Source organism: Paraburkholderia sp. NPDC080076 (assembly GCF_050281145.1).
GTDB lineage: Bacteria > Pseudomonadota > Gammaproteobacteria > Burkholderiales > Burkholderiaceae > Paraburkholderia.
In genome coordinates this window covers 87,880-107,684 of record NZ_JBNNWQ010000015.1, presented here as the reverse complement: position 1 = coordinate 107,684, position 19,805 = coordinate 87,880, and the positions used below count along the sequence as shown (strand labels likewise).

Here is a 19,805-nt window from a genome sequence, read left to right as displayed (position 1 = left end):
CCTCCCGCAACGTCAGAAAACCATTGGCCGGGTTTCGCGTGCTAGCCGGTGAAAGCGACGGCGCGCCGAACTGCATCGGTACGCGAACGGTCTCAAAGTCCCGCAGAATTTGGCGATACCAAAAGTCGACTGTGAAATCCCAGCCGGGGTGGTCGACCGGAAATCCGACATTGGACACGAGCGCCTGGATCCTGGCGCGTGCGTCGACATCGGAAAGACGCTCAGCTTGGGAATCGCGGCGAGGAGATCGTGTAACGTGGCCCGCTGTGCATTGGCCACCGGTCGTCGTTGAAGGTGCGACGGGTTGTTGCCGCCGGGCAGTGGCGGGTTAGTGATAGCGGATGGCAGCGTGGGCAGAAACACCAATCCGAAATAGTCACGCAGTGAGTCCGACGCTGCCTTAAACCGCAGGAAGACATTGGTGGTCGTTTCGACGCTCGCTCGCGCGCTGACATTTGCGACATTGCTGGAGACGGAGAAAAATGCCATGGCTCGATCGTAGACTGTCGTGGCGAGCAGTCGTGCCATGCGGATTCCAGGCGGCTCAGGGGCTTCGCCGCCATAGACGACGCCGCCCGCTCCCTTCGGCGTGCGTGTGGCGATATAGGAATTCGTGTCGTAATTGACGTCCATGGCGTCACCAGGCGCGTGCCCGCCTGGATGGGTTACGCCGTGCGACTGTCGGATCTGTGCCCATTCGGTGAAGCTCCCGGTGAAACGCCGCGCAGCGAACTGGGCGGCATAGGTTGCCCGAAGCAGATTGTCTGCAATCGTTAATTTGGCGTCCATCGCTGCGTTGACACCGCCGTCGCAAGGGAAATCGAGAAAAGTTCGTGCGATCATGGACTCTATACCTCCAACGAATGCGAACCTCCATTTCGAATCACGCAGGAGCTATCCGGCCAGGAATTCCCAGCCGAATTCTGGCATGAAACCGTCATGACACATCGAGCCAAGATCCGGAAAGGCCCAGCCGGTCAGAATGTTTTGCTGAATGAGCTCCATCAGCGGTCTGGATTGTGCAACGCCAGCTGCGATGCTCGCATGACGGCCAGCAGCCCATGCTGCAAGCGTGCCGTTGGAGGCGCGGGCCTCCGTCAAGGGCGAGGAAGCCAGCGTTCCGCGCGGCGGCAGATCGACGCTGAGTTGCCGGATGGCGGCCGGGATTGAATTCGGCACTAGATAGCCGTCGTTGACACCGTTCTCACTTACGCGCGCCAGGATAAACCCCTTGAGCGCGTCAAGCCGGGGCTTCAGGTTAATAGAGCGAGCAGTGGGTGGCAGTAAAACGGCGGTACTGCCTGCGGCGTCCCGCGGTGTTCCTCCATCCGTGACTTCATAGACCACAAGGTCGGCATTCGGATTGACGGCACGAGCTGCCCGGATCATCCTCGACGTGTTGCCGCCGGGCGGCGGATCGTCGCCACGATAGAGAGCATCCAGAAATACGATGCGCTTTAGCTGATCGAGCCCGACGAGCCGGTTGTTGATAGTGCCGTTCACGCCGCGATAGCCGGTGCTATAACCGGCAAACGTATCGGCGACGATCGTTGCCGACGGAAATCCGGCCTCAACGAAGAGCTGGCGGATCTGCTGGTCCGAAATGCCGACACCCCAGGCCTTGACGCTTCCGGCCTCCCTTCCGGATATCGTGATCAGCACGCGATCGGCCTTGGGGACGAAGAATGTCCTGAGCCCGTGCCGGTTGAACTCGGTGCCGACGCAAAAGAGCAGCGTGACCTTGGCTACGGCTTGGGGATTGACGATCAGCGTGGCGGCGAGAAGCGGTGGCACGAATATGCAGAAAGCCTCCAGATCGTTCTGAAACTCTGCCGGGATCACTTCCGGCTGTGCAAGTCCGGCCGTGACCGTGGGATTGAGCGGGTTCGGCATCTGAGTGAATTTGCTCATCGGCTCTATTGCCGGCGGAAAGCCTGGAATAACCGCTGTGAAGCGACTGAATTGCACGCCGCGCGGATTCGCCGTCAAGACCGGCGCTAATGGCCATTCGTCGGCGTAAAACGCATCCTCAACAAGATTGCGTGGCCCGTTCGCCATAGCTCCTCCCTCGCGACCTTTTGGTCTGCGATAACCTTGCGGTCTGCACGTGATCTCGCTGAACTCAATAATGCAAATTCAGATCATGCTGCAAGCATGCGTCCGAACGGTGCTGTCATGGGTGGCCCGGAAGTGCATGCGATAGATACGAAACAACGATGCACACAGGACCGCGTTATTCCAGATGTTAAAAAGCGCCTCGCCGCCGACGGCGCCCGTTTGTTGCGTCCAGCAGGAATTGCCCTTAACAGATATTCCAGATGAACTTTCGATTGCCAATCTTGTCTGGATAAGGACGTCAGTCTTTCGAGCGCCAACAGTGTTGACGGGTCACTAAACTATTTAATGATCGAACTACATTGAGTGGCGTTGAATGGATGATAGTTTATCGTTAGTTGATTGCAAGGAGGAAGTGAAGTCACCGACTCCCTCCAGACGCACCGGCCATCAAGACAATCTTTGCCCAACGGACCGTCCACAGCGATCTTCCATTGCTGCGTTTAGTACATCTTTTCCGTTTACATAGAAGCACGAATCACAATAATGGTCCAGCATTGGCAGTGTGCGCCCGCTTGGCCTGTCGTTTGCGCTGCTGTGCATGGGTTCCGTGGTCGAGTACGCGGGCCTCGTTGCGGAACGCTGGTTCTTCTTCGCGCAAGCGCAGCATCCCCAGAATCTCTACTATCAGCAGGAGTAAGCACGCGCGGTGATCCCGCGTGCGAGCACACGTGTTCCTTGTGCACGTCGGAGAATTTGTGACTCTTTCTTGACTGCCCCGCCGCACGGACCGGCTTCGGCACCAGGCGCACACACGGGCTGGATGCGTGCTGGAAGCACGCCGCTTGACTGGACGTGCACTCTTGCACTGAGCACAGCTATGCTGTTCAACGATGGGCGGTTGAGTTCTGTAACGCTTACGCCCCGAGGGCGACGCTTAACTGGACATGAACCCGATTCCACCGCGGGCGACCTCATACGGCTTGTTGTTCAGGGCGTCTGTCGTGAACCCGAGATACAGCGCGTTCCAGGGCTTGCCCAGGTTTTTCGGGGCGCGCTCGAACCAGGCTGTGCGATGCACGTTCTGGATTCCGATCTTTTCTTCCCAGTAAAAGCGCACAGAGTCGGCTGTGTCATCCGGAACACTCCACTGCAGCGTAGCGTGTTTGCCCGGATCCACGGAACTGGCCACCGAAATGGGGCCGAGCCGTTGATTCCCGTACAGGAGCACCACCTGCACGTTGCGCTTCGTGGTGCCTTCAGCAACATCGCCGCCTTCGCGATTTGACACCATGACGGTGACGGTTTTCACAGCCGCCGTTTGCGCCTTTTCAGACAAGGTGTCGATTGAAGGGGAAGGAAACAGTTCGGATAATTGGTACATGACGCAGGCTCCCGGTCATTTCGTCTATTGATGCTCGGTTCTTAAGCATAGACACATACACAAATGTTTCCTGTCAGAACGGTTGACTAGCGTTAGCCAGCGCACAGTGCATTGCGTTCGATAAACCGTGCTGCTAAACGCTATGTGCTGACGGGATCCGGATCTCGGGCGTACCCGAAAGAATGCTCACGGTGTGGTCGCACGATGCCATTGTCACATCATGCGCTCATTGCACCACAAACCTTGCCGGTACGAAGGCGCCTATCGTGTTCCAGGAGAATGTCTTGGGCTCGCCGAGTCTGCCCGTCCCTGGATCGAGCAACTGAACCGTAATGCCTTCGCCCTGCTCGCAAATGATCGGTTTACCAATACCATGTTCGCCGTCGTCCCGAAGCACTCGCAACATGACCTTGCTATCAGGACCGTTAAGCGCATCAACCCTGAGAATGGTGCGTGTGTTCATCTTCTCCTGCCCCCTGCAGAAGCGTATGCTGTCCACGCGCTGCCATTTGCCTGGCAGATCGTTTCCATCCTTGTCCGTGATGACATCGTCGTAGATGCTTTCGACCGCGCGGACGATATTCAGGCGCGCACCGAGTATCGTGTCCTTACCTTCGATGGCCGGCGAGTAGTCGGCCGAAGCGATGACGTGCTTTTTCGCGTCCAGCAGGCTCTCCACGCCCAGACCATGCGTCATACCGATGGCAAACGTAACCGCGGGCGCCGCAAACGACGTGCCGACATCATCAAATCGCCCTTCTGGTGTATTTAACTGAAGACGGCAGCCGGGCGCGAGGATGTCGACCCGACCTTCGCCGTAGTTGGAAAATGGCGCACGCGTTCCATCGGGCTGCGCTGCTCCAACCACGATCATCTTGTTCTCGAACTGCCCCGCGCCACCATTCCATGCCGGGTAAAGCCGATGCTCGTTGAGATCAACGTTGTCGTTGCCTGCGGCAACCACTGTCAGGACATTACTATTGGCGTAGCTGGCGAGCATAGTCTCAAACACCGGATTCGAGCGCGTACCGCCCAGGCTGACATTGATAATCTCCGCACGGGGCGGAACCATGAAGAAACTGCTGACGAGAGCCGTCGTGTCAGCCTCGACAAGGTGACTCGGCACCGGCCTGAATACGTTGACAAAATCGATGCCGATCACCTTGTAAACATCCTTGTAGTTCTGTCGAAACTCGTACCCGCCCAACGCCAGATCCGCGACTTCGGTGCCATGCAAGCGGTTCGGGTCATCGTTGAGTGGCTCGACCGTGGTGCCCCCATCAACCGCATAGCCGTAGTGCCCCATTCCCTGCTCGTCCACGCTTCCGGCCTCAACGTCCGGGTGCACCATTAGCGCCTCGCTAGGGAAAAATGTTTCGAGCCCGGTTGCGCCAGTGTCGGCGATGCGAACCACTGATCTCGTGAGCACACGCCGCCGCTGTGCGATCGAGATAGCACGCTCAAGCGCGTGCTGGAGAGCGGCCTGATCAAATGGCCACGGCTTCGTCAGCCTGGCTGCGGAGTCGCACGACGAACCCTTCAGTGCAGGATCGGACCGACTGAGCGGCCTGATCAGTTTCAGGTCCGGCGTGAACGCTGTTGTGAAGGGCGCGCCCTTAATCGACGCACTCTGCAAGAACAATTGAGCCTGAACCGGCGTGATTCCCGGCTTTAACGGCACGGTCATCCATTCCGTACGTGCAGGTGTCGTCACCGTACGGCCAGCCGGCAACTCGCCTGCGAGCAAAAGCCTGCTTCCACCGTTGAGCATGGCGGTGGCGACGCCCGCCTCAACCAGGCAAGCTGATGCGCCACTCGTGGCGGCGCAGTTGTTGATCGGCTGATCGCGGTCTACGCCCATGGCCCTGACGAGGATCGTATTGAGCGTGTCGCCGTCGGCAATACGCTCGCTGGGTCGCGCCTTGAAGCGGGGGCACGGTGTGACCTGAACCTTGCGCTCCCAAGGCTCGGCGTCCAGGCGAAACGCAGGGTTAGCGCTAAGCACCTGCTTAAGATAAGCGCCCGTGAACGACCCACCACAAAACCGACGTAATACGGACTCAGGCCGGGTATTATGAGGAATGCTGATCGTCTGGATCGCCCCAATTTTGGCGAGCGCCGCGATATGCTCGATGCTCGGCGCCTGTCCGATTCTTACGACAATGGTATTGTCCGGCAGGTAAGACGCGGCGCCGCTATCCCCTTGCGATCCCTTGGGCTGCACCGACTGCGCACCTGCGCCCGAAGCAACGACCAAGCAAATGAGCAAGACCAGAGTGCACCTCGTGCAAATTCCAGAGACGCTCGCTTCTGTCGATATCATGGCTGCACCACGCAATGGGTGAGGCCCTTCGAGATTCCGCAGATTTCCTGTCCGTCGTGTTCCGCCCATTTGCTCAAAAAATCGACCGCCACAGGCGTACTGAGGGACGCGAGATAGGAGACCTTGACCGACGGTTTGACCCAGGCGTTGACGGCCACCACGACCCGGGCGCCATTCTCCTCGCCAACGTATGCCCCCCCTCCGCTGTCGCCTTGGCAGAGAAAAGCCGTGTTTGCAAGCGCGCCGTCGGTCGTCAACAGATTAGGAAAGGAGGCGTCAAATCCAGCCGGTTTGCCCACCCACATCGAACCAATCGCCATCTGATTCGACCGCGTCGGGCCGCCCTGAATGAGGCACCCGTACCCCGTCGTCAAAAGCAGTGCGCCTTTGACAAGGCGCCCCGCATCGAGAGACACGCTCTCGTAACGAGGAATCTGGACGACCTCGTCCATACGGCACAATGCGTACTCCGCGCTCAGATCGTGGTCCTTCTCGTATGCATCCGGATGGTGACAAATGCCTGTGATTGGCGCACCGGCCTTCGCGCTCAGTGTGATCCGCTTATTGTTGCCCACGCAATGCAACGCAGTAAGAACCGTGCGCGGACCGATTACGGTCGCCGAGCAGATCATCCCGCCTTGCGCGCCATAATAGGACGCGGGCCATTTTGAAGTGTCCGCTGGCCGCGAATTGCCGGCAAGTTGCGGACCGAGCTGCACGGCAGGCGCGTCTCGCACGGGCGCCAGCGACAAATCACCCGTGTTGGACACAAATGAGTCGGAACCAGGTAGTTCGACGGCGCCCAACAGCACAATGGAGGCGATCAGCCCGGCTATGACCGGAATGCTCGCCGCAATCCGACGCTTCATGACTGAACCTCCTGCACGTTATTTTCCGTTTTTTGCCGCAGCGCTCGCCGTATCATATTTGTCTTTCGCATCCGACACGCTTTTGGCCGAGTTGTAGACCGCATTCGCGTTTTCCGCGAAAACCTTCAGCTCCCCAAACGCCTCGGCATCGGTCAGACATCCATTGGCCATGTACGTGAGCTTTGCCCACGCCTGCACGATTGAACCTGCAACATCGGCAGTCGCAGGCACCGTCAGATAGTCGCTCACGGCCTGATCAAGCGCCTGGCGTTGCTGTGTTCCGTTCACCCCACCGGCTTTCTGATCAAGTGCGTAGAAGTTGTACCAGGCTAGCCGGAGATTCGACCATCTCTCCTCGATCGTAATGGAATCCAGGATCGTTTTTTGATCGGGAACCGTGAACAACGTCTGATCGATTTCTGCAAAGCATGCACGCCGGGACGTATCCGCCTTGCTCGCATCCTGACCCGTTCCGCCTTTTTCTGGATGGGACGGCGGCGGCGCCTTGGAAACACTTGCTGCACAGAGGATTGCGTATTTTCTGTTCTCGCAAAAATCGCGCGCCGCTACGTCCGCCAGATAGGTTTCTTCGAATGCGTTGCGTACATTGTCCTGCGTTCTCTGGTCACGGATGTAGCGCTTTAACTTCTCAGCGCGCGCCTGCTCTTCAAGTATGCCCAATGTCGCGTCCATGGCTTTCCAGGCGGCAGTTACGATCGCCAGCGCTGGTGTGAACGCGAACGCGCCTACCGGCTCAGCTTCGTTACCGCTCATGGACGGAAGATCCTTCGGTGAAAGACTCATATAAACAGCCACGACCGCTTCGCAATAGCTCTTATCGTCCGCTTGAGTGGGTTGACCCGACGCTTTCAATGGCTCGAAGTCCTTCGCTGCGTCCAGAATTCCCTTGATCTTGCCTGGCAATGATTTATCCGCCTTTATGTTGTCTGGATCCACCACCAGGCTTGCCTGATGCAGCTCAGAAAGGCCGGCTTTCATCGAGTCCAGGCCATGAGGAACAGACATGCAAACATACCCTGCGAAATCATTAAGCGCTTGGGAACCAGGCTGCACCGAATTGGCGTTTCCGTAGCGATTAAATGTCGATTTCGTTCGTTCGGCGCTTATCAACGCCGCCGTGCGATTCGCAATTGTCTTCGTCGCGTCTGTGTAGCCGTTATGGAAATTTCCCGCGGCCTGCTCGACGTTGCCGGCTGAACATGCAGCGAGCACCAAACAACCTGCGAGCGAAAACAGTATCGACTTCATTTTTCCCTCTGGCGGCAAGGTAACGTTGTTGTTGAAAGCGGGAATTGACGGAAGCATTTCCTTAAGACACCTAGCCTTGTCACCATCGTGATCCATACCCGTTCCACAAAAGAACGTGCGACACGAGCGACCCGGTTGTTCAAACAATCATAGGATCACCGCTTTGAGGCAGAACGGTAAGTTCAGCGCATTTACGTTCGACAACGCACACAACTACGCTACAGAGCATCAGATAATCGCGTCCGGGCAACTTCGATGGTTCTGCCCGCCAGATCTGATCGGCTCAAACCCGCTGGAGGTTACCGGGCTGCATGGAACGCAACGCAGCGCCTGATCATTTCGATTCTGCACACCCAGACTTTATTGAGTCGGACCTGAACAATCTGCAGAGTGTTCTACAGCAAGGCTTTTTACAGGCGTTAACAGAATGAGTTCTTCAGTTTTCGCCAACAGATGATGCAGCAGGCGATTTTCATGAAGGCTTCGTGGATAAATGCAGGGCGTTCGAAGCGGACGCGTAGTCGTCGGAAGTTGTGAAGCCAGCAGATGGTTCGCTCGACGACCCAGCGTGTTTTGCCCAGCCCGCTACCGTGAGGCTCACCACGTCGGGCGATTTCAGTGGCGATACCAGCAGCGTGTAGCGGACGGCGGTATTTGTCGTGATCGTAGCCCCGGTCGCCCTGAGCGATGCGGGGCTTCGACAGTGGCCGGCCTCGCTTGCCAGCAATGGGCGGGATGGCGTCAACCAGCGCGTGAAGCTGGGTGACATCGTGTCGACTGGCGCCAGTGAGGATTACTGCGAGCGGGATGCCCTGCGCTTCGGTAATGAGGTGGTGCTTTGAACCAGGTCGCGCGCGGTCGGTGGGATTCGGTCCCGTTTTTGACCTGCACCCACCGCGCGGATGGAGGAGGAATCGACAACGACACGGGACCAGTCAATCCGGTCGGCCTCGCGAAGCTTCGCAAGCAGGACTTCGTGCAGCCGGTCCCAGACGCCAGCGGCCTGCCAATCTCGTAGACGGCGCCAGCAGCTCATGCCGCTGCAGCAGCCCATCTCGCGTGGCAGCAGGTCCCAGCGCAGGCCCGTCTGCAGGATGAACAGGATGCCCGTGAACACGGCCCGGTCATCCAGCGGTTTGCGTCCCGGATACCGCGAACGGCGGGGTTTGGGTGGAGGCAACAATGGTTCAATGAGTGCCCACAACTCATCATCGAGTATCGGTTTGGCCATAGGGTAGCCGCGTTCCCTCTCGGAAACGCGGCCCCCGAAGAACCGTACGTGCGAGTTTCCCCGCATACGGCTCGAGCACGGCACGAAGCATCTCACTGATGCTGGTTGTGTCTGTATGAACACAAACCTTCGCTGATGTCGCATCGTCAATTCGTCCCGCAGGCGGGACAAGGGCGCTGAACCGTAGCCCTACCGGTCTCTCTCAAGCTTCCCTTTGGCGAACCCCTGATGCAGGTCAATGACAGCCACACCACGCGCACGTCAGCACCCTTTCAGGTCGGGGCAAATCTTGAACCCCTATGTCACCCGTTACAGGCAACCCTTCGCTTTTCGCGCATTCTCAATCCCGCTTCCTCAACAGTGTTCCTCAAGGCTCCGGAAGTTGAATGTTTGGCCAAAGGCAAGGCGCGCACGCCCTATGAGTTCGGCGTGAAAGTGTCGATCACGACGACGCACAAGGAAGGACTGGTAGTTGGCATGCGGTCGATGCCGGGCAATCCGTACGATTGTCACACGCTGTCCGAAGCGTTGGAGCAGGTGGCGATTCTGAGCGAGGTGAGGCCGGAAGTCGCCGTCGTGGTCGCGGCTACAGGCGCGTCGCCATCGACGGCGTTAAGATCTACCACTCGGGTTTGCGGCGTGCGGACCACGCGCGATGATCAAGCGGCGAAATTCAATCGAGCCTGCCATTGGTCACATGAAAACGGACGGAAAACTCGATCGCAACTGGCTCAAAGGCGCGCTCGGTGACGCGATGCAGGCGGTGCTGCGCGGCGCCGGCCACAACCTTCGGATGATCCCCAGGAAGCTGAGGCTTTATTACGCCCTCGTCCTCACCGCTTTGCTCAACAATAACGTTGCCGCCGTCCCAACAACATGACTTGAGCCGCCGATGAAGCGAATTGTTCAGGGCCGGCTATTGATTACATTCATATTGTTCGATATCGCACACTCGAATCATTTCGGAAGCGCCAGATTCACGTAGAGCCTGCCACACAGTTGCGCGAACCTGTTTCCAAAATCCAGTAAAACCGCTGCGCTTGACGAAAATGCCCCGCATCCCGATCGGAGGAAACCGCCATGAGACATCGCTTCACTTGCGCACTCCGGGCACCCAGTCTCGCGGCGCTCGGGATCACCCTGTGCATCGGCGCGTGCACGACACCCTACAAAAGCCCGGTCTACGACAGCAGCCTGACTAACTATCCCGAGGCGATCGCATTTCCGGGCATCATTTCGAAGTTGAGCGAGCATAAGGCGCTGGATGTACTGCTCGTGCACGGAATGTGCACACACGATGGCGCATGGGCCAACAAGGCCGCCAATGCGCTGTATCAGGCGCTCGGCGGCGCGCCCGATGACGTCCCGCTGACGCAATCGACCGTGAACGACACCGATGTACAACTCTACCAGCGAACATTCGATACGAAATTCGGAACGCTAAAATTAAATGCCATCGTATGGTCCAGAATGACGACGCCACTGAAAGCTCAATTGTGCTTTGACCAGACAGCTAGGCTGACGACGCAACAAAATGCAAACGCATACTGCGTATCGCCCGATCTCACTGCGCCCTATCCATACAGACGCGATGCCGCGCTCAATCGCATACTAAAAGATTCGATCCTCGACGATTGCCTCGCCGATGCGGTCATCTACGAAGGACGTTCGAGAGACGAAATGAGCGCGCAGATGCAGAAGGCCATTCTTCAGGCGCTCGCGACTTCGGGAGGCAATGAGATTGAACGGGGAGACGTAAAATCATTGGCCAGTCAACTTGAGCATGAGGGGTTGCCGGATCTGGTCGTGATCACCGACAGCCTGGGTAGCAAGATTGCGTTTGACGCGTTATGGAAGCTAAGTAACGACACCGTGACCGCAAAAGCCACGCGCGCTACGCTGCAACGCATTACGCAGATCTTTATGCGCGCCAACCAGCTACCCATTCTTGCTCTCGCCGATGTGCAGATACCGCAAAAGCTGACCGCAAAAAGCACCCCGCAGGCGCGGCAGAGTCTCATGGCGCAACAAGGTGAGAGCGAGCCGACTCACTACCCGTCCGACCCGCTTGGCGCCCTCTTCGGCGCAAACAAGGCAGTAGCGAACGAGAGGCCTAACGTCGTCGCTTTCACAGATCCCAATGACCTGCTTTCCTATGTCCTTGTTCCCAGCATGAACCGCCAAAGCATGAATTACGAGGTCGTGGACGTCGTCACCTCGAACAGCCCCACCTACTTTGGCGCAATCGAGCGCCCCGATTATGCCCACCTCGATTACGACACGAATAAATCGGTGATCGACTCAATTGTTTGCGGCAACCCAAAGAGCGCGTTGTGCGACGGGCGCTGAGCGTGCTAGCAGCAGGCGGCGGCGGACAGCGATGCATCACAGAAGTAGAGGTATTCGAACTTTCCGTGCATATTCCGGCGGTAACGGCGTAGGAAGCCGCTTGTAGCAAGCCTGAGCGGCCTCACAGGCTTTCGCAATTGGACGGATCTTCAACTCGTTGAACTGAAAGCGATTTCTCGTGCAAACCGCGCCAGGAAATGCACGAACACCCCGATAAGGTGATGTTATGTATCAACAGCTACCTGAACGTTGTAGCCAACGACCCCTGTGCCCTTGGCTTGCGAGATCATCGAGCCCGAGTCCGGATCGGTTAGCGAGACCTGCTTTTCCGGTAGATCGTTCAGCACCTCTGATGCGCGATCTGGATCGCGCAGCATCTCAATCTTATCCCGCAAACGCCCGATTTTCGCTTTTCCCTCAGCCGGCTGCGTGCGATCTGCTGTCTCCAGTGCGTCCAGGTCGTGAAGTAACTGTTCCTTCTTTGTAGTAATGGGCGGTGTCCGGCGGCCCGGCGCAATTAAGGTTGACTCTACACCGTTATCGGACTAACCGGGGGGAGCAGGTTACATCGCCCGTAGTCTCGCCCAGCGTGGCTCGTCGGATTCGCGAATGCCCTTCAGTGGGTGACACAATACGTCCGCAACGGTCACAGTTTCATTTTGGTCTTCGCCAGGGGAAAGGATTTCCGCACACGAAACAGTACTCGCCGTACGACTTCGCCTTATGACACCGCCCAGATCGCGACAAGAGAACTGACGAGACTCGTCGAAGGAGGGGAGTTCCACTGAAACGCGCCCACCCAACTCAGCATGTCTTGAAAGCTGATCCGGATATGGAAGTCTACGCCGTGAGCCGTTGGGCTCACGATTCACTCGTGCCATTGGGGAGACGATCTAACTCTTAGGCTGTGCGGATCCAATAACTCGTCAAAGGCGATCACTTTGCTCCACCTCGCCATGCCAAGCGCTAGACAGCGGGTATCGGGCAACTACTGCTCCGATGGTTTATGTGCTCTGGACCACATATCCGGTCATCCATCTATTTAACGTTGTGTCGGGATTTCCTATCGTTGTCAAGGAAACGGACAGCAGAATTTGGACTGTGGGCTGGGCGTCATTGTCACCCCATAGCAGCTAGGAAATTCGTCGTACCTGTCAAAAATAGAATTCAAAGAGAGAGCGAGGGCATCATGAGTAACCGCAAGTACGGTGTACTGCGAGGCCGCGTTGTGGCTACCGCTGAAGAGCGTCGTGACCCGAAGTCGCATCATTATCAGATTACGGTTGTCGTCGATGGCGAACCATGGCGTGTCGCCGTGAATGTCAAGTCGGCCGCAACCGACGGAGGATCCGATCGTGGGATTGTTCTCTACAATCTGGTCGAGCAAGACCATCGGTCGATCAAGCGATGGACAAGTCACATGCTGGGATTCAAGAATTTTTGCTGTGCCCGGATCCTTCCGACTGGCATCGAGCTAATGCATATGATCTTGAAAGGACCGGTTAAGGTTGTTCAGGGATTCCATCTGTCCGCAGCTGATCAAGTCTGCAACCTCACAATATAAGCAGTACTTCGCATATCGATCTCGCCCGCCCTTCGACCCGTATCGCGACAAAACCCATTTTTCTCGCCACCCGTGTCTGCAGGGGCATAAGTCGTTGGTAAGTCGCGAAAATCGTACTTAATTGACGTTGCTAGGAGTATTGACGATGACTACCTCCCATGAGCATGCAGCTCCAGTCCCACCGTCCGGACGGCCTCATGCCGGCATTGATGATGCACAGGCACATTTTGCCGCTATAACGGCCAAAACGCCGGTGGACGAGGCCTTTCGCGCCGCCTTTATGAAAAGCAGGATCCGGCTCGCGCATACGCATCCCGCCGCTGACCTCGCGTCTCGTGATCGAGCGGTGCAGGAGGTCATCGACAGGATTGGCCCCGAGTCGAATGAACTGCGCACGCAACCAGTTCCTGGAGGGGTGGGTTATGGTATGTTTTACACGGCCGCCTTCAAAAGCGGATGGGGCAACGGAACCTCTATGGCGTTCGACGCTGTTTGCCCCCAACCGCCAGGTGGGAACGTCAGCACGTTTCTTTATCTCACCGCGACGAATCGTTCCGGGCTCGGTGTGGAGGCCTTTGTCTCATACAACGGGCAGAATGATACCCATTTTCGCGTTTTCGACTGGTCAAGGTCGGACCATTGGCAAACGGACACACCGTTCAGCCAGTTATCGAATTATCTAACAACGGTCTCAGCTGACGGCCATCCGTATCCTGTACTGCCAATATGGAACAGTAGCTGGAAACTCAACAACACGACGTATCGAAACCAGGTGCTGCTCTACAACCACGTGCGAGGGGGGTGGGACCTCGTCTACCAGCACGATTACGCCGCAACCGATGCGCAACAGAAAACGGGCTGGATCGGTTCTTGGGGTCCCATCGTGGAGACGTTCCAGTCCACTTATAGCCATACCAATCCCATGGGTGCGCTTGTAACACAGTTGATAAGCGCCGACAATAACAGCCATTGGGGTAGCTGGTCCCTTCTCGGGTCGTCGAATTCGTCTATTCGAAACGATAGCTTGGGATTCCAGCTGCGACTACTCCATCCAAATTACGACTTCATTGTCGCGAGTTGATTCGCCGGTGTCGGCGGGTCGAGAGGAGATGCATGATGCCGATCGAAAGTCCGCCGCCGCCTCCGAACGTCACACAGAACGTTCCGGCGGCTCATCGGTCTGCTGGCGGGATTGAGGATATGCGAGATAAGTTCACCCGTACAACCCCGCCGACGCCTGACGACGCGGCGAGGACGCGGGAATTTATTGAGGGCAAAATTGAAATGATCCGCAGCGACCCGCGGTTAAGCGATGCAGAAAAAGCGGCCGCGATAGCCGATCTTAAGGCAAAGCGGTAGTCACGGCCATGGTCTTGAAATCCGGTGAAAGGCGGCCCGAGAGCCACATGAGCACGATATTGCGTTGAGTCTCGCGCTCCGAGCGCCGACTCGACTGGCGGATGGCGCAGCGCATCTCTGCGCCCCCTTTTCTACCACGCTGGCTTACGACAGCCGCCCCATGGGCATCCGGCACGGAAATCAAGCCGTCTTGGGACACGTATCGACGAAGTGGCTATTTCAGTCCAATTGCGCCGAAAATTGCCGACTAACTGCAACCCGTCATCGGTCTGACGGCAACGGACAGCGCGTGGTGCGCCGTCGTTGCAAGTTGATAATCATTGAAAGGCCTCCTGGCCGCCCAGGGAAGGGGCGGCCAGGGTCTACAGTTGAGAGGCAAACGATCAACTGACCCGTTCAGGAGGCTGAAATGAAGTATAGCGGCATTGATCTGCACTCGAATAACGCCGTGGTCGCCGTAATCGACGACCAGGACCGGGTGCTGTATTGCAAGCGGCTGACCAATGATCTCGGACTGATTCTGGCAGCGCTCGCGCCTTATCAGGCTGAGCTGGAGGGAGTGGTGGTGGAGGCGACGTTCAATTGGTACTGGCTCGTTGACGGACTGGTGGCTGCCGGCTTCGCCGTGCATCTCGCAAATACGGCCGCGATCAAGCAGTACGAAGGCCTGAAGTATGCCGGGGACGAACGTGACGCGGTGTTCCTGGCTCACATCTTCCGTCTTGGACTGCTGCCTGAAGGCTATATCTACCCACCACAGGAACGCGCGTTACGCGATCTCGCCCGCAAGCGGCTGCAACTTGTGCAGCAACGAACGCTGCACATCCCGAGTATTGAGAGCCTGCTGGCCAGACAGATCAATCTGCGGATGAACGGCGAACACATCCAGCGAATGGACGATGCAGCGGTACGCGCACTTGCGCTACCGCCGCATGTCGAGCGCGCGATGATGGCCAACATGGCGGTGCTGCGCACGTTGCGCAGCGAAATTACTGCGCTTGAGACGATCCTGCATCAGGAGGCACAGCTACGCCCCGAGTTCGAGACTCTGAAGACCACGCCTGGAATCGGCAACGTACTCGCTGCCACGATCATGCTTGAGACCGGTACCATCACGCGGTTTGCCGACGTCGGCCACTTCAGTTCCTATTGCCGATGTGTTGACAGCAAGCGGATCTCGAACGGCAAGAAAAAAGGTGAAGGCAACGTCAAGAACGGCAACAAGTATCTCGCCTGGGCGTTCATCGAAGCCGCCGCAGTAGCGCTGCGTTGCTGCCCGCAGGCAAGACGCTTTTATGAACGCAAGAAGGCAAAGCGCTTGCCGGTTGTCGCGATGAAGGCACTCGCGCACAAACTGGCGCGTGCGGCCTATTACATGATGCGTGACGGCAGACCCTTCGAGGTTAAACGATGCTTTAGCTAAGTTTGGCGGGGGGCCGAGAGCCCGGTAAATTTGTTGGCGTCAAACCATTGAGTTGATTGCGCCCGACCCCCGGCCATCCCGATGCAGCGAACACTGAGACGCCCAGGCCATGAGCCGACAACAGTCTGGTGCCCGCACGCGGGCAACCATGGAATTGACGTGTACTCCTTTGGACATTGGCCTGCCACCGACGATTTTCTGGAGCTCGAATGAGCCAGGGGCGACGGCCAGAACACCGGCACTCGCCTTGATCCCGATGGGTGACTGGTGCGGATCAGTTCCGTAGCCAGACGACGAGAAGCCGGACGCGTCATCAAGCTTCGCATCACCAGGATGGCTAGAACGGTTCTGCAACGCTGCAAGGCCTGAGCCTTGAGGGGACAGATATACCCCTTTACTCCGGCCTTTCAATGGGTGACATAGTTAAAGCGAATTTTTGAGATGCCTGGGCCAGATACAGATGTCCGGCACCGCCACCCTCCGAGAAACGGGCAGGGCGCGATAACACCCGTTATCGCCGCAAGCGAGCATCGAGGGCCGGCGCCGATGGAGTGGCGTTTGGCTTTTCCTGCAAGGTCGTGAGCCGAGTCGGTTGGCGAACGCTGTTCGGCCTTATCGACAGCTTCTTATAGGGGAGCGGTGTTCGAAGCCATCACCATCGCTCTCAGAAATTGTTCGACATCTGAGCGACCGAGATATCCCCCCAACACAGTAAGCGACACTGGGGAAGTTCGCTCGTGTCAACGTAGTTGTCGCGCAACCGACCGGACATCGTAATTGACGATATCCACGTCACAGCGACTGTAAGAGTTCTCTCACGCGATCCAGCGATTTTTGGGGAAGAATCGACTGCCAGCGTAGCTGTACACAATTTATACCGATGGGGGACCCGAACATGAAGAAACGGTCATCGCGAGCTACTCGGCATCTGGGTATGCTGCAGCATATCGGTATCAGAAAGCAGGGGTATTGACGCGAGGCTCCTTGAGGCGTCGTCATATGCACCCCGGGACTGATGAAAACGCTTTGAACGGGGAAAGCTATGTCCATCCACGCAAGCTCGTCGGTCGACGATGACCCGGTCGTTTCGCTGGAGTCCTGGTCTATTCGCGAATCGAATACTGGCGCACGGCATTTTGTCGGATTCAACCTTGCCGAGCGCGACGGACGTGTCAGCACGACGATCATTTCGTTTGACTCGACGACACGTACGGGCGTCACTGCCAGCGGCCGCCGATACGTTTTAGTCGGGCGTGCAGGATTCGACAAAGATGCCGAATACGTCTGGCAGTGGGCAGTGAGGCAATGGCGCATTGAGAAGTGGAGCGACGTTACCGCCGAGCTCGTTCCCGACTGGCGACGACCGTCGCCAGTTGGACAGCGTGGCGAGGTTGAGTCGACTGGTGTCTGGCGCGGTGCGTCGGCTGTACTGGATATGGCCGGCTCCGACCGTCGTGGTGTTTGGAGCACCGACTTTACGGAGGATGCCAATGACGATGCCGCATGAGCGTACGCGATCCGTGCTGCGCACGCGGGAATTACTGCAAATGCTTGCATCAACGAGTGACGTCCGGGACATGGGTGAACTGCGAGATAGCGCGCTAAGCCTGTTACGGCATTTCCCCGACAAGATGCATTTCGCCTGGTCGGCGAAGGTCTTGCCCTCCGTTTGGGGCGATCCCGACGAAAAATGGTAACCCCGCTTCTGCACGGAGAGGCATGGCCAGTAATCGACTGGATGCGTGGCAACCCTGTTTGCATCTTTCGGGCAGTGACCAGAAGCCGAAACACGGGTGCGCTATGCGGCGAAAGACAAGGAAAATCTGCCCCTTCACATGGCGAGTAAGGGCATATGAGGGAGAGTATCTCGAGCACGGCGCCCACCTGCCTCTCATAGTCGAGGTTGGTGGCGAGATGACTCTGGAGCAGAGCGAGCCGATAGGGGGGCGCGATGCCCAGCGCCAGCTTCTTGCCGTCGTGACTGCCCTGCATGCCCATCAGGAGATTCAATATCCGCTGCGGCCCTTTGCGCCCGTGAGTCGCCACATGACGGTGTCCGTCGAAAGGCTAGAGTCTCTCGACGGAAAGACTAGGAACGCGATTGCCCGTCTTGATATCACGCAAGAACGAGGGTACGCCCATGGAAGCCTGCTTATGAGGAATCAGCCGCGCATTGATCTTGAGCCGGTCTGGATTGAACAGTCCAACGGTATCCTTGACGTATTCACACGTTTGCTGTGGCCGGCCAGATAATGACTCAGTCGGCGTGGTTTTGGGGTAACTTTTCATGGAAGTCTACGAATTGCTCGAGCGTCTGGCGAACCATGAAGCTGGTTTGTATTGCGAGCGTCCGTGCGAAGTTTTCTATCCCGGCTCCCCGGAGGGACGAGACCCGCTGTATTCAAACGTGAAGGTCGAGCGGATCAAGGCGGTTTTGATTGGAAAGGAGCTCGGAAAATTTCGCCTGCCATTCAAGGGCTAATCACGGGCCTGATGTCGGCATGTCGTACTCAGATGACCGGCTGCTCCTATCTTTTGCCGAACTTGTTTTCGGGTAGTAGCCAGCAGGCCGGTGCGTCTTCGGACTCACTTATCGCATCGACCAACAGCAACGCGTTCCTCTGCTGCATTCCGCGACTCTTCTGTTGTGCGTTCCAAACTCGAGCCGGCGGTAGCTTCCACTGGGCGCCGGCTCTGACGCTATTTGCCCGTCGTGACTCACGGCTCGTTCCTCGCGACTCTCTCACCACACAGGTCGTCAATCCCACCGAATTCTAAAGGTCGGCCTTTCAAACATTTGAAATAGGTCTCCCGGCAGCTCATTGGTTCTCGATGACGGTATAACCACGATGCCAGTCACGCCTGCCAAATGCGGTAGCTACATTTGGTATTTGATGTATGAGGGGACGCATGCAAACAATTATCGATAGCGCAGTGAAAGACACGAAGAGTGAACGGTCTCGCGATATTCGCGTGCCGGGGCTATTTATGCTTGCCATCGCGACAACGGGAACGGCAATCTTCATGTCGGTGCTGGCTGGCAGCGGGGTGGTTGGTCGTCGGAACGGCTTGTCTGGTGTGCGATTAGCGTTGTGCTTGTCTTGTGCGCGCATTTCGTGCCGGCGATTTGCCGGAACGTTTCGACTGCGGTTCGCTGGATCGCCAGCGGATTGTGGGTCGCATGCATGCTTGCAGTTTCATGCGGCCATGCAACTTTTTTTCTGCTGTCGCAGCAACATGCGGGTGAGCGTCGAGCGGACGCAATAGCAGTGGTTGCCGCGCCGGTCGCACGGGTTGCTCCTTCAGGTCGCAGTCTTACAGCGATAGCCGCTGAGCAGGCGACGTTCAAGGCAGCGCTGGGAGCCATTCGCGCACAGCGCTGTGCGCGGAGCTGCGCGAACCGGATCGCATTGTCCGCGAAGCTCGATGCGCTCAACGTCGAAGCGGATGAAGCGAAGCGGTGGGAGAGGGCCGAAGACCGGGAGATCGCTCAGGAAAATCTCGTGACCACCCTGCGTGACTCCGCTCGCGACGACCCGGTCACGGCGCGACTTGCCGTCTGGGTGGGCACGACTGCCGGGAAGGTCAACCTGTTGCTGGCACTTGCCTATGCCGCCGAACTGGAAGGTGTGGCGTGCCTGTGCTGGTACATCGTGCTTCAGCCCCGCAGACCGGGTGCGACGCTCGCCGACCGAGCGGTGACTTCGTCCGTCACGCCCGCAGTCATCGCCGCGCTCCCGGCGAGTCATGCTTCTTCTATGGCTAGTCACGCGATTCCAGACTCGCCGGCGATGAATTCGCCCCAGGTCGCGGATGCCGGTCATGAGGGTAAGGTCCTGCGGCTCTGTCGTGACATAGCTGCGGGGCGAGTGCGGGCAACGGTTGCCGACATCCGGCGTCATCTCGGCTGTTCCTAGGCGAAGGCTGCGGATTTTCGGCGGCAGATTGGCGAACTGCAACCGTTGCCGAAGTCGACGCA

Annotated in this window: 18 protein-coding genes and 2 pseudogenes; 12 read left to right on the top strand and 8 right to left on the bottom strand. The window is 57.6% G+C overall.

The window, feature by feature from the left end; all coding sequences use genetic code 11:
• Window positions 1-12 precede the first annotated feature (12 nt).
• Complete coding sequence (locus ACQKRQ_RS38375; protein WP_427482893.1) at window positions 13-843, bottom strand: hypothetical protein; 831 nt, start codon at window positions 841-843, stop codon at window positions 13-15.
• Window positions 844-894: 51 nt separating this feature from the next.
• Complete coding sequence (locus tag ACQKRQ_RS38370) at window positions 895-2,058, bottom strand: hypothetical protein (protein WP_427482891.1); 1,164 nt, start codon at window positions 2,056-2,058, stop codon at window positions 895-897.
• 556 nt (window positions 2,059-2,614) lie between these two features.
• On the opposite strand from ACQKRQ_RS38370, the pseudogene ACQKRQ_RS38365 reads away from it, so the two are divergent.
• A pseudogene (locus ACQKRQ_RS38365) lies at window positions 2,615-2,755 on the top strand (DMSO reductase); the annotation flags it as partial.
• Window positions 2,756-2,992: 237 nt separating this feature from the next.
• Here ACQKRQ_RS38365 and ACQKRQ_RS38360 read toward each other — a convergent pair.
• From ACQKRQ_RS38360 to ACQKRQ_RS38340, 5 genes are all read right to left on the bottom strand, one after another.
• Complete coding sequence (locus tag ACQKRQ_RS38360; RefSeq protein WP_427482889.1) at window positions 2,993-3,439, bottom strand: hypothetical protein; 447 nt, start codon at window positions 3,437-3,439, stop codon at window positions 2,993-2,995.
• 226 nt (window positions 3,440-3,665) lie between these two features.
• Window positions 3,666-5,663, bottom strand: a complete 1,998-nt coding sequence (locus tag ACQKRQ_RS38355) for a S8 family serine peptidase (protein WP_427482888.1) — start codon at window positions 5,661-5,663, stop codon at window positions 3,666-3,668.
• Window positions 5,664-5,758: 95 nt separating this feature from the next.
• Window positions 5,759-6,631 (bottom strand): trypsin-like serine protease, encoded by an 873-nt coding sequence (locus ACQKRQ_RS38350; RefSeq protein ID WP_427482886.1) that lies wholly within the window; start codon window positions 6,629-6,631, stop codon window positions 5,759-5,761.
• Between the two features lie 18 nt (window positions 6,632-6,649).
• A complete protein-coding gene (locus ACQKRQ_RS38345; protein WP_427482884.1) occupies window positions 6,650-7,996 on the bottom strand; it encodes a hypothetical protein in 1,347 nt (448 codons plus the stop codon).
• Between the two features lie 323 nt (window positions 7,997-8,319).
• A protein-coding gene (locus tag ACQKRQ_RS38340) for an IS5 family transposase (RefSeq protein WP_427482883.1) occupies window positions 8,320-9,131 on the bottom strand; the annotation gives its coding sequence in 2 pieces (ribosomal slippage) (window positions 8,320-8,783 and window positions 8,783-9,131; 813 coding nt in all).
• Window positions 9,132-9,497: 366 nt separating this feature from the next.
• Here ACQKRQ_RS38340 and ACQKRQ_RS38335 point away from each other — a divergent pair.
• Window positions 9,498-10,011, top strand: a pseudogene (locus tag ACQKRQ_RS38335) (IS5/IS1182 family transposase); the annotation flags it as partial.
• A 200-nt stretch (window positions 10,012-10,211) separates the two neighbouring features.
• On the top strand, window positions 10,212-11,480 hold the full coding sequence (locus ACQKRQ_RS38330) for a hypothetical protein (protein WP_427482881.1): 1,269 nt from the start codon (window positions 10,212-10,214) through the stop codon (window positions 11,478-11,480).
• A 224-nt stretch (window positions 11,481-11,704) separates the two neighbouring features.
• Here ACQKRQ_RS38330 and ACQKRQ_RS38325 read toward each other — a convergent pair whose 3' ends face one another.
• Window positions 11,705-11,857 carry a hypothetical protein gene (locus ACQKRQ_RS38325; RefSeq protein WP_427482960.1) on the bottom strand — a complete coding sequence of 51 codons (153 nt, stop codon included), beginning with the start codon at window positions 11,855-11,857 and terminating at the stop codon, window positions 11,705-11,707.
• Between the two features lie 629 nt (window positions 11,858-12,486).
• On the opposite strand from ACQKRQ_RS38325, the gene ACQKRQ_RS38320 reads away from it, so the two are divergent.
• The 9 genes from ACQKRQ_RS38320 (at window position 12,487) to ACQKRQ_RS38280 (ending at window position 19,743) form a co-directional block, all read left to right on the top strand.
• Entirely contained in the window at window positions 12,487-13,044 is a 558-nt protein-coding gene (locus ACQKRQ_RS38320; RefSeq protein WP_427482880.1) for a DUF2278 family protein, read from the top strand.
• A 145-nt stretch (window positions 13,045-13,189) separates the two neighbouring features.
• Window positions 13,190-14,125, top strand: coding sequence for a hypothetical protein (locus tag ACQKRQ_RS38315; RefSeq protein ID WP_427482879.1), 936 nt, complete (start codon window positions 13,190-13,192; stop codon window positions 14,123-14,125).
• A 32-nt stretch (window positions 14,126-14,157) separates the two neighbouring features.
• Window positions 14,158-14,403, top strand: a complete 246-nt coding sequence (locus tag ACQKRQ_RS38310) for a hypothetical protein (protein WP_427482877.1) — start codon at window positions 14,158-14,160, stop codon at window positions 14,401-14,403.
• 409 nt (window positions 14,404-14,812) lie between these two features.
• Window positions 14,813-15,826 carry an IS110 family transposase gene (locus ACQKRQ_RS38305; protein ID WP_427482875.1) on the top strand — a complete coding sequence of 338 codons (1,014 nt, stop codon included), beginning with the start codon at window positions 14,813-14,815 and terminating at the stop codon, window positions 15,824-15,826.
• 1,042 nt (window positions 15,827-16,868) lie between these two features.
• Entirely contained in the window at window positions 16,869-17,333 is a 465-nt protein-coding gene (locus ACQKRQ_RS38300) for a hypothetical protein (protein WP_427482873.1), read from the top strand.
• Complete coding sequence (locus ACQKRQ_RS38295) at window positions 17,311-17,523, top strand: BPSL0761 family protein (RefSeq protein WP_427482871.1); 213 nt, start codon at window positions 17,311-17,313, stop codon at window positions 17,521-17,523. Before ACQKRQ_RS38300 ends, ACQKRQ_RS38295 begins: the two co-directional genes overlap by 23 nt.
• 217 nt (window positions 17,524-17,740) lie before the next feature.
• Entirely contained in the window at window positions 17,741-18,079 is a 339-nt protein-coding gene (locus ACQKRQ_RS38290) for a hypothetical protein (protein WP_427482870.1), read from the top strand.
• 34 nt (window positions 18,080-18,113) lie between these two features.
• Window positions 18,114-18,308 carry a hypothetical protein gene (locus ACQKRQ_RS38285; RefSeq protein WP_427482868.1) on the top strand — a complete coding sequence of 65 codons (195 nt, stop codon included), beginning with the start codon at window positions 18,114-18,116 and terminating at the stop codon, window positions 18,306-18,308.
• Window positions 18,309-19,236: 928 nt separating this feature from the next.
• Window positions 19,237-19,743 (top strand): hypothetical protein, encoded by a 507-nt coding sequence (locus tag ACQKRQ_RS38280; RefSeq protein ID WP_427482867.1) that lies wholly within the window; start codon window positions 19,237-19,239, stop codon window positions 19,741-19,743.
• Window positions 19,744-19,805 lie beyond the last annotated feature (62 nt).

Coding starts and splice junctions, on each gene's coding strand:
- ACQKRQ_RS38375 (WP_427482893.1), bottom strand. CDS start 843: ATGATCGCACGAACTTTTCTCGATTTCCCTTGCGACGGCGGTGTCAAC.
- ACQKRQ_RS38370 (WP_427482891.1), bottom strand. CDS start 2,058: ATGGCGAACGGGCCACGCAATCTTGTTGAGGATGCGTTTTACGCCGAC.
- ACQKRQ_RS38360 (WP_427482889.1), bottom strand. CDS start 3,439: ATGTACCAATTATCCGAACTGTTTCCTTCCCCTTCAATCGACACCTTG.
- ACQKRQ_RS38350 (WP_427482886.1), bottom strand. CDS start 6,631: ATGAAGCGTCGGATTGCGGCGAGCATTCCGGTCATAGCCGGGCTGATC.
- ACQKRQ_RS38345 (WP_427482884.1), bottom strand. CDS start 7,996: ATGGATCACGATGGTGACAAGGCTAGGTGTCTTAAGGAAATGCTTCCG.
- ACQKRQ_RS38330 (WP_427482881.1), top strand. CDS start 10,212: ATGAGACATCGCTTCACTTGCGCACTCCGGGCACCCAGTCTCGCGGCG.
- ACQKRQ_RS38325 (WP_427482960.1), bottom strand. CDS start 11,857: ATGCTGCGCGATCCAGATCGCGCATCAGAGGTGCTGAACGATCTACCG.
- ACQKRQ_RS38320 (WP_427482880.1), top strand. CDS start 12,487: ATGTGCTCTGGACCACATATCCGGTCATCCATCTATTTAACGTTGTGT.
- ACQKRQ_RS38315 (WP_427482879.1), top strand. CDS start 13,190: ATGACTACCTCCCATGAGCATGCAGCTCCAGTCCCACCGTCCGGACGG.
- ACQKRQ_RS38310 (WP_427482877.1), top strand. CDS start 14,158: ATGATGCCGATCGAAAGTCCGCCGCCGCCTCCGAACGTCACACAGAAC.
- ACQKRQ_RS38305 (WP_427482875.1), top strand. CDS start 14,813: ATGAAGTATAGCGGCATTGATCTGCACTCGAATAACGCCGTGGTCGCC.
- ACQKRQ_RS38300 (WP_427482873.1), top strand. CDS start 16,869: ATGTCCATCCACGCAAGCTCGTCGGTCGACGATGACCCGGTCGTTTCG.
- ACQKRQ_RS38295 (WP_427482871.1), top strand. CDS start 17,311: ATGCCAATGACGATGCCGCATGAGCGTACGCGATCCGTGCTGCGCACG.
- ACQKRQ_RS38290 (WP_427482870.1), top strand. CDS start 17,741: ATGACTCTGGAGCAGAGCGAGCCGATAGGGGGGCGCGATGCCCAGCGC.
- ACQKRQ_RS38285 (WP_427482868.1), top strand. CDS start 18,114: ATGGAAGTCTACGAATTGCTCGAGCGTCTGGCGAACCATGAAGCTGGT.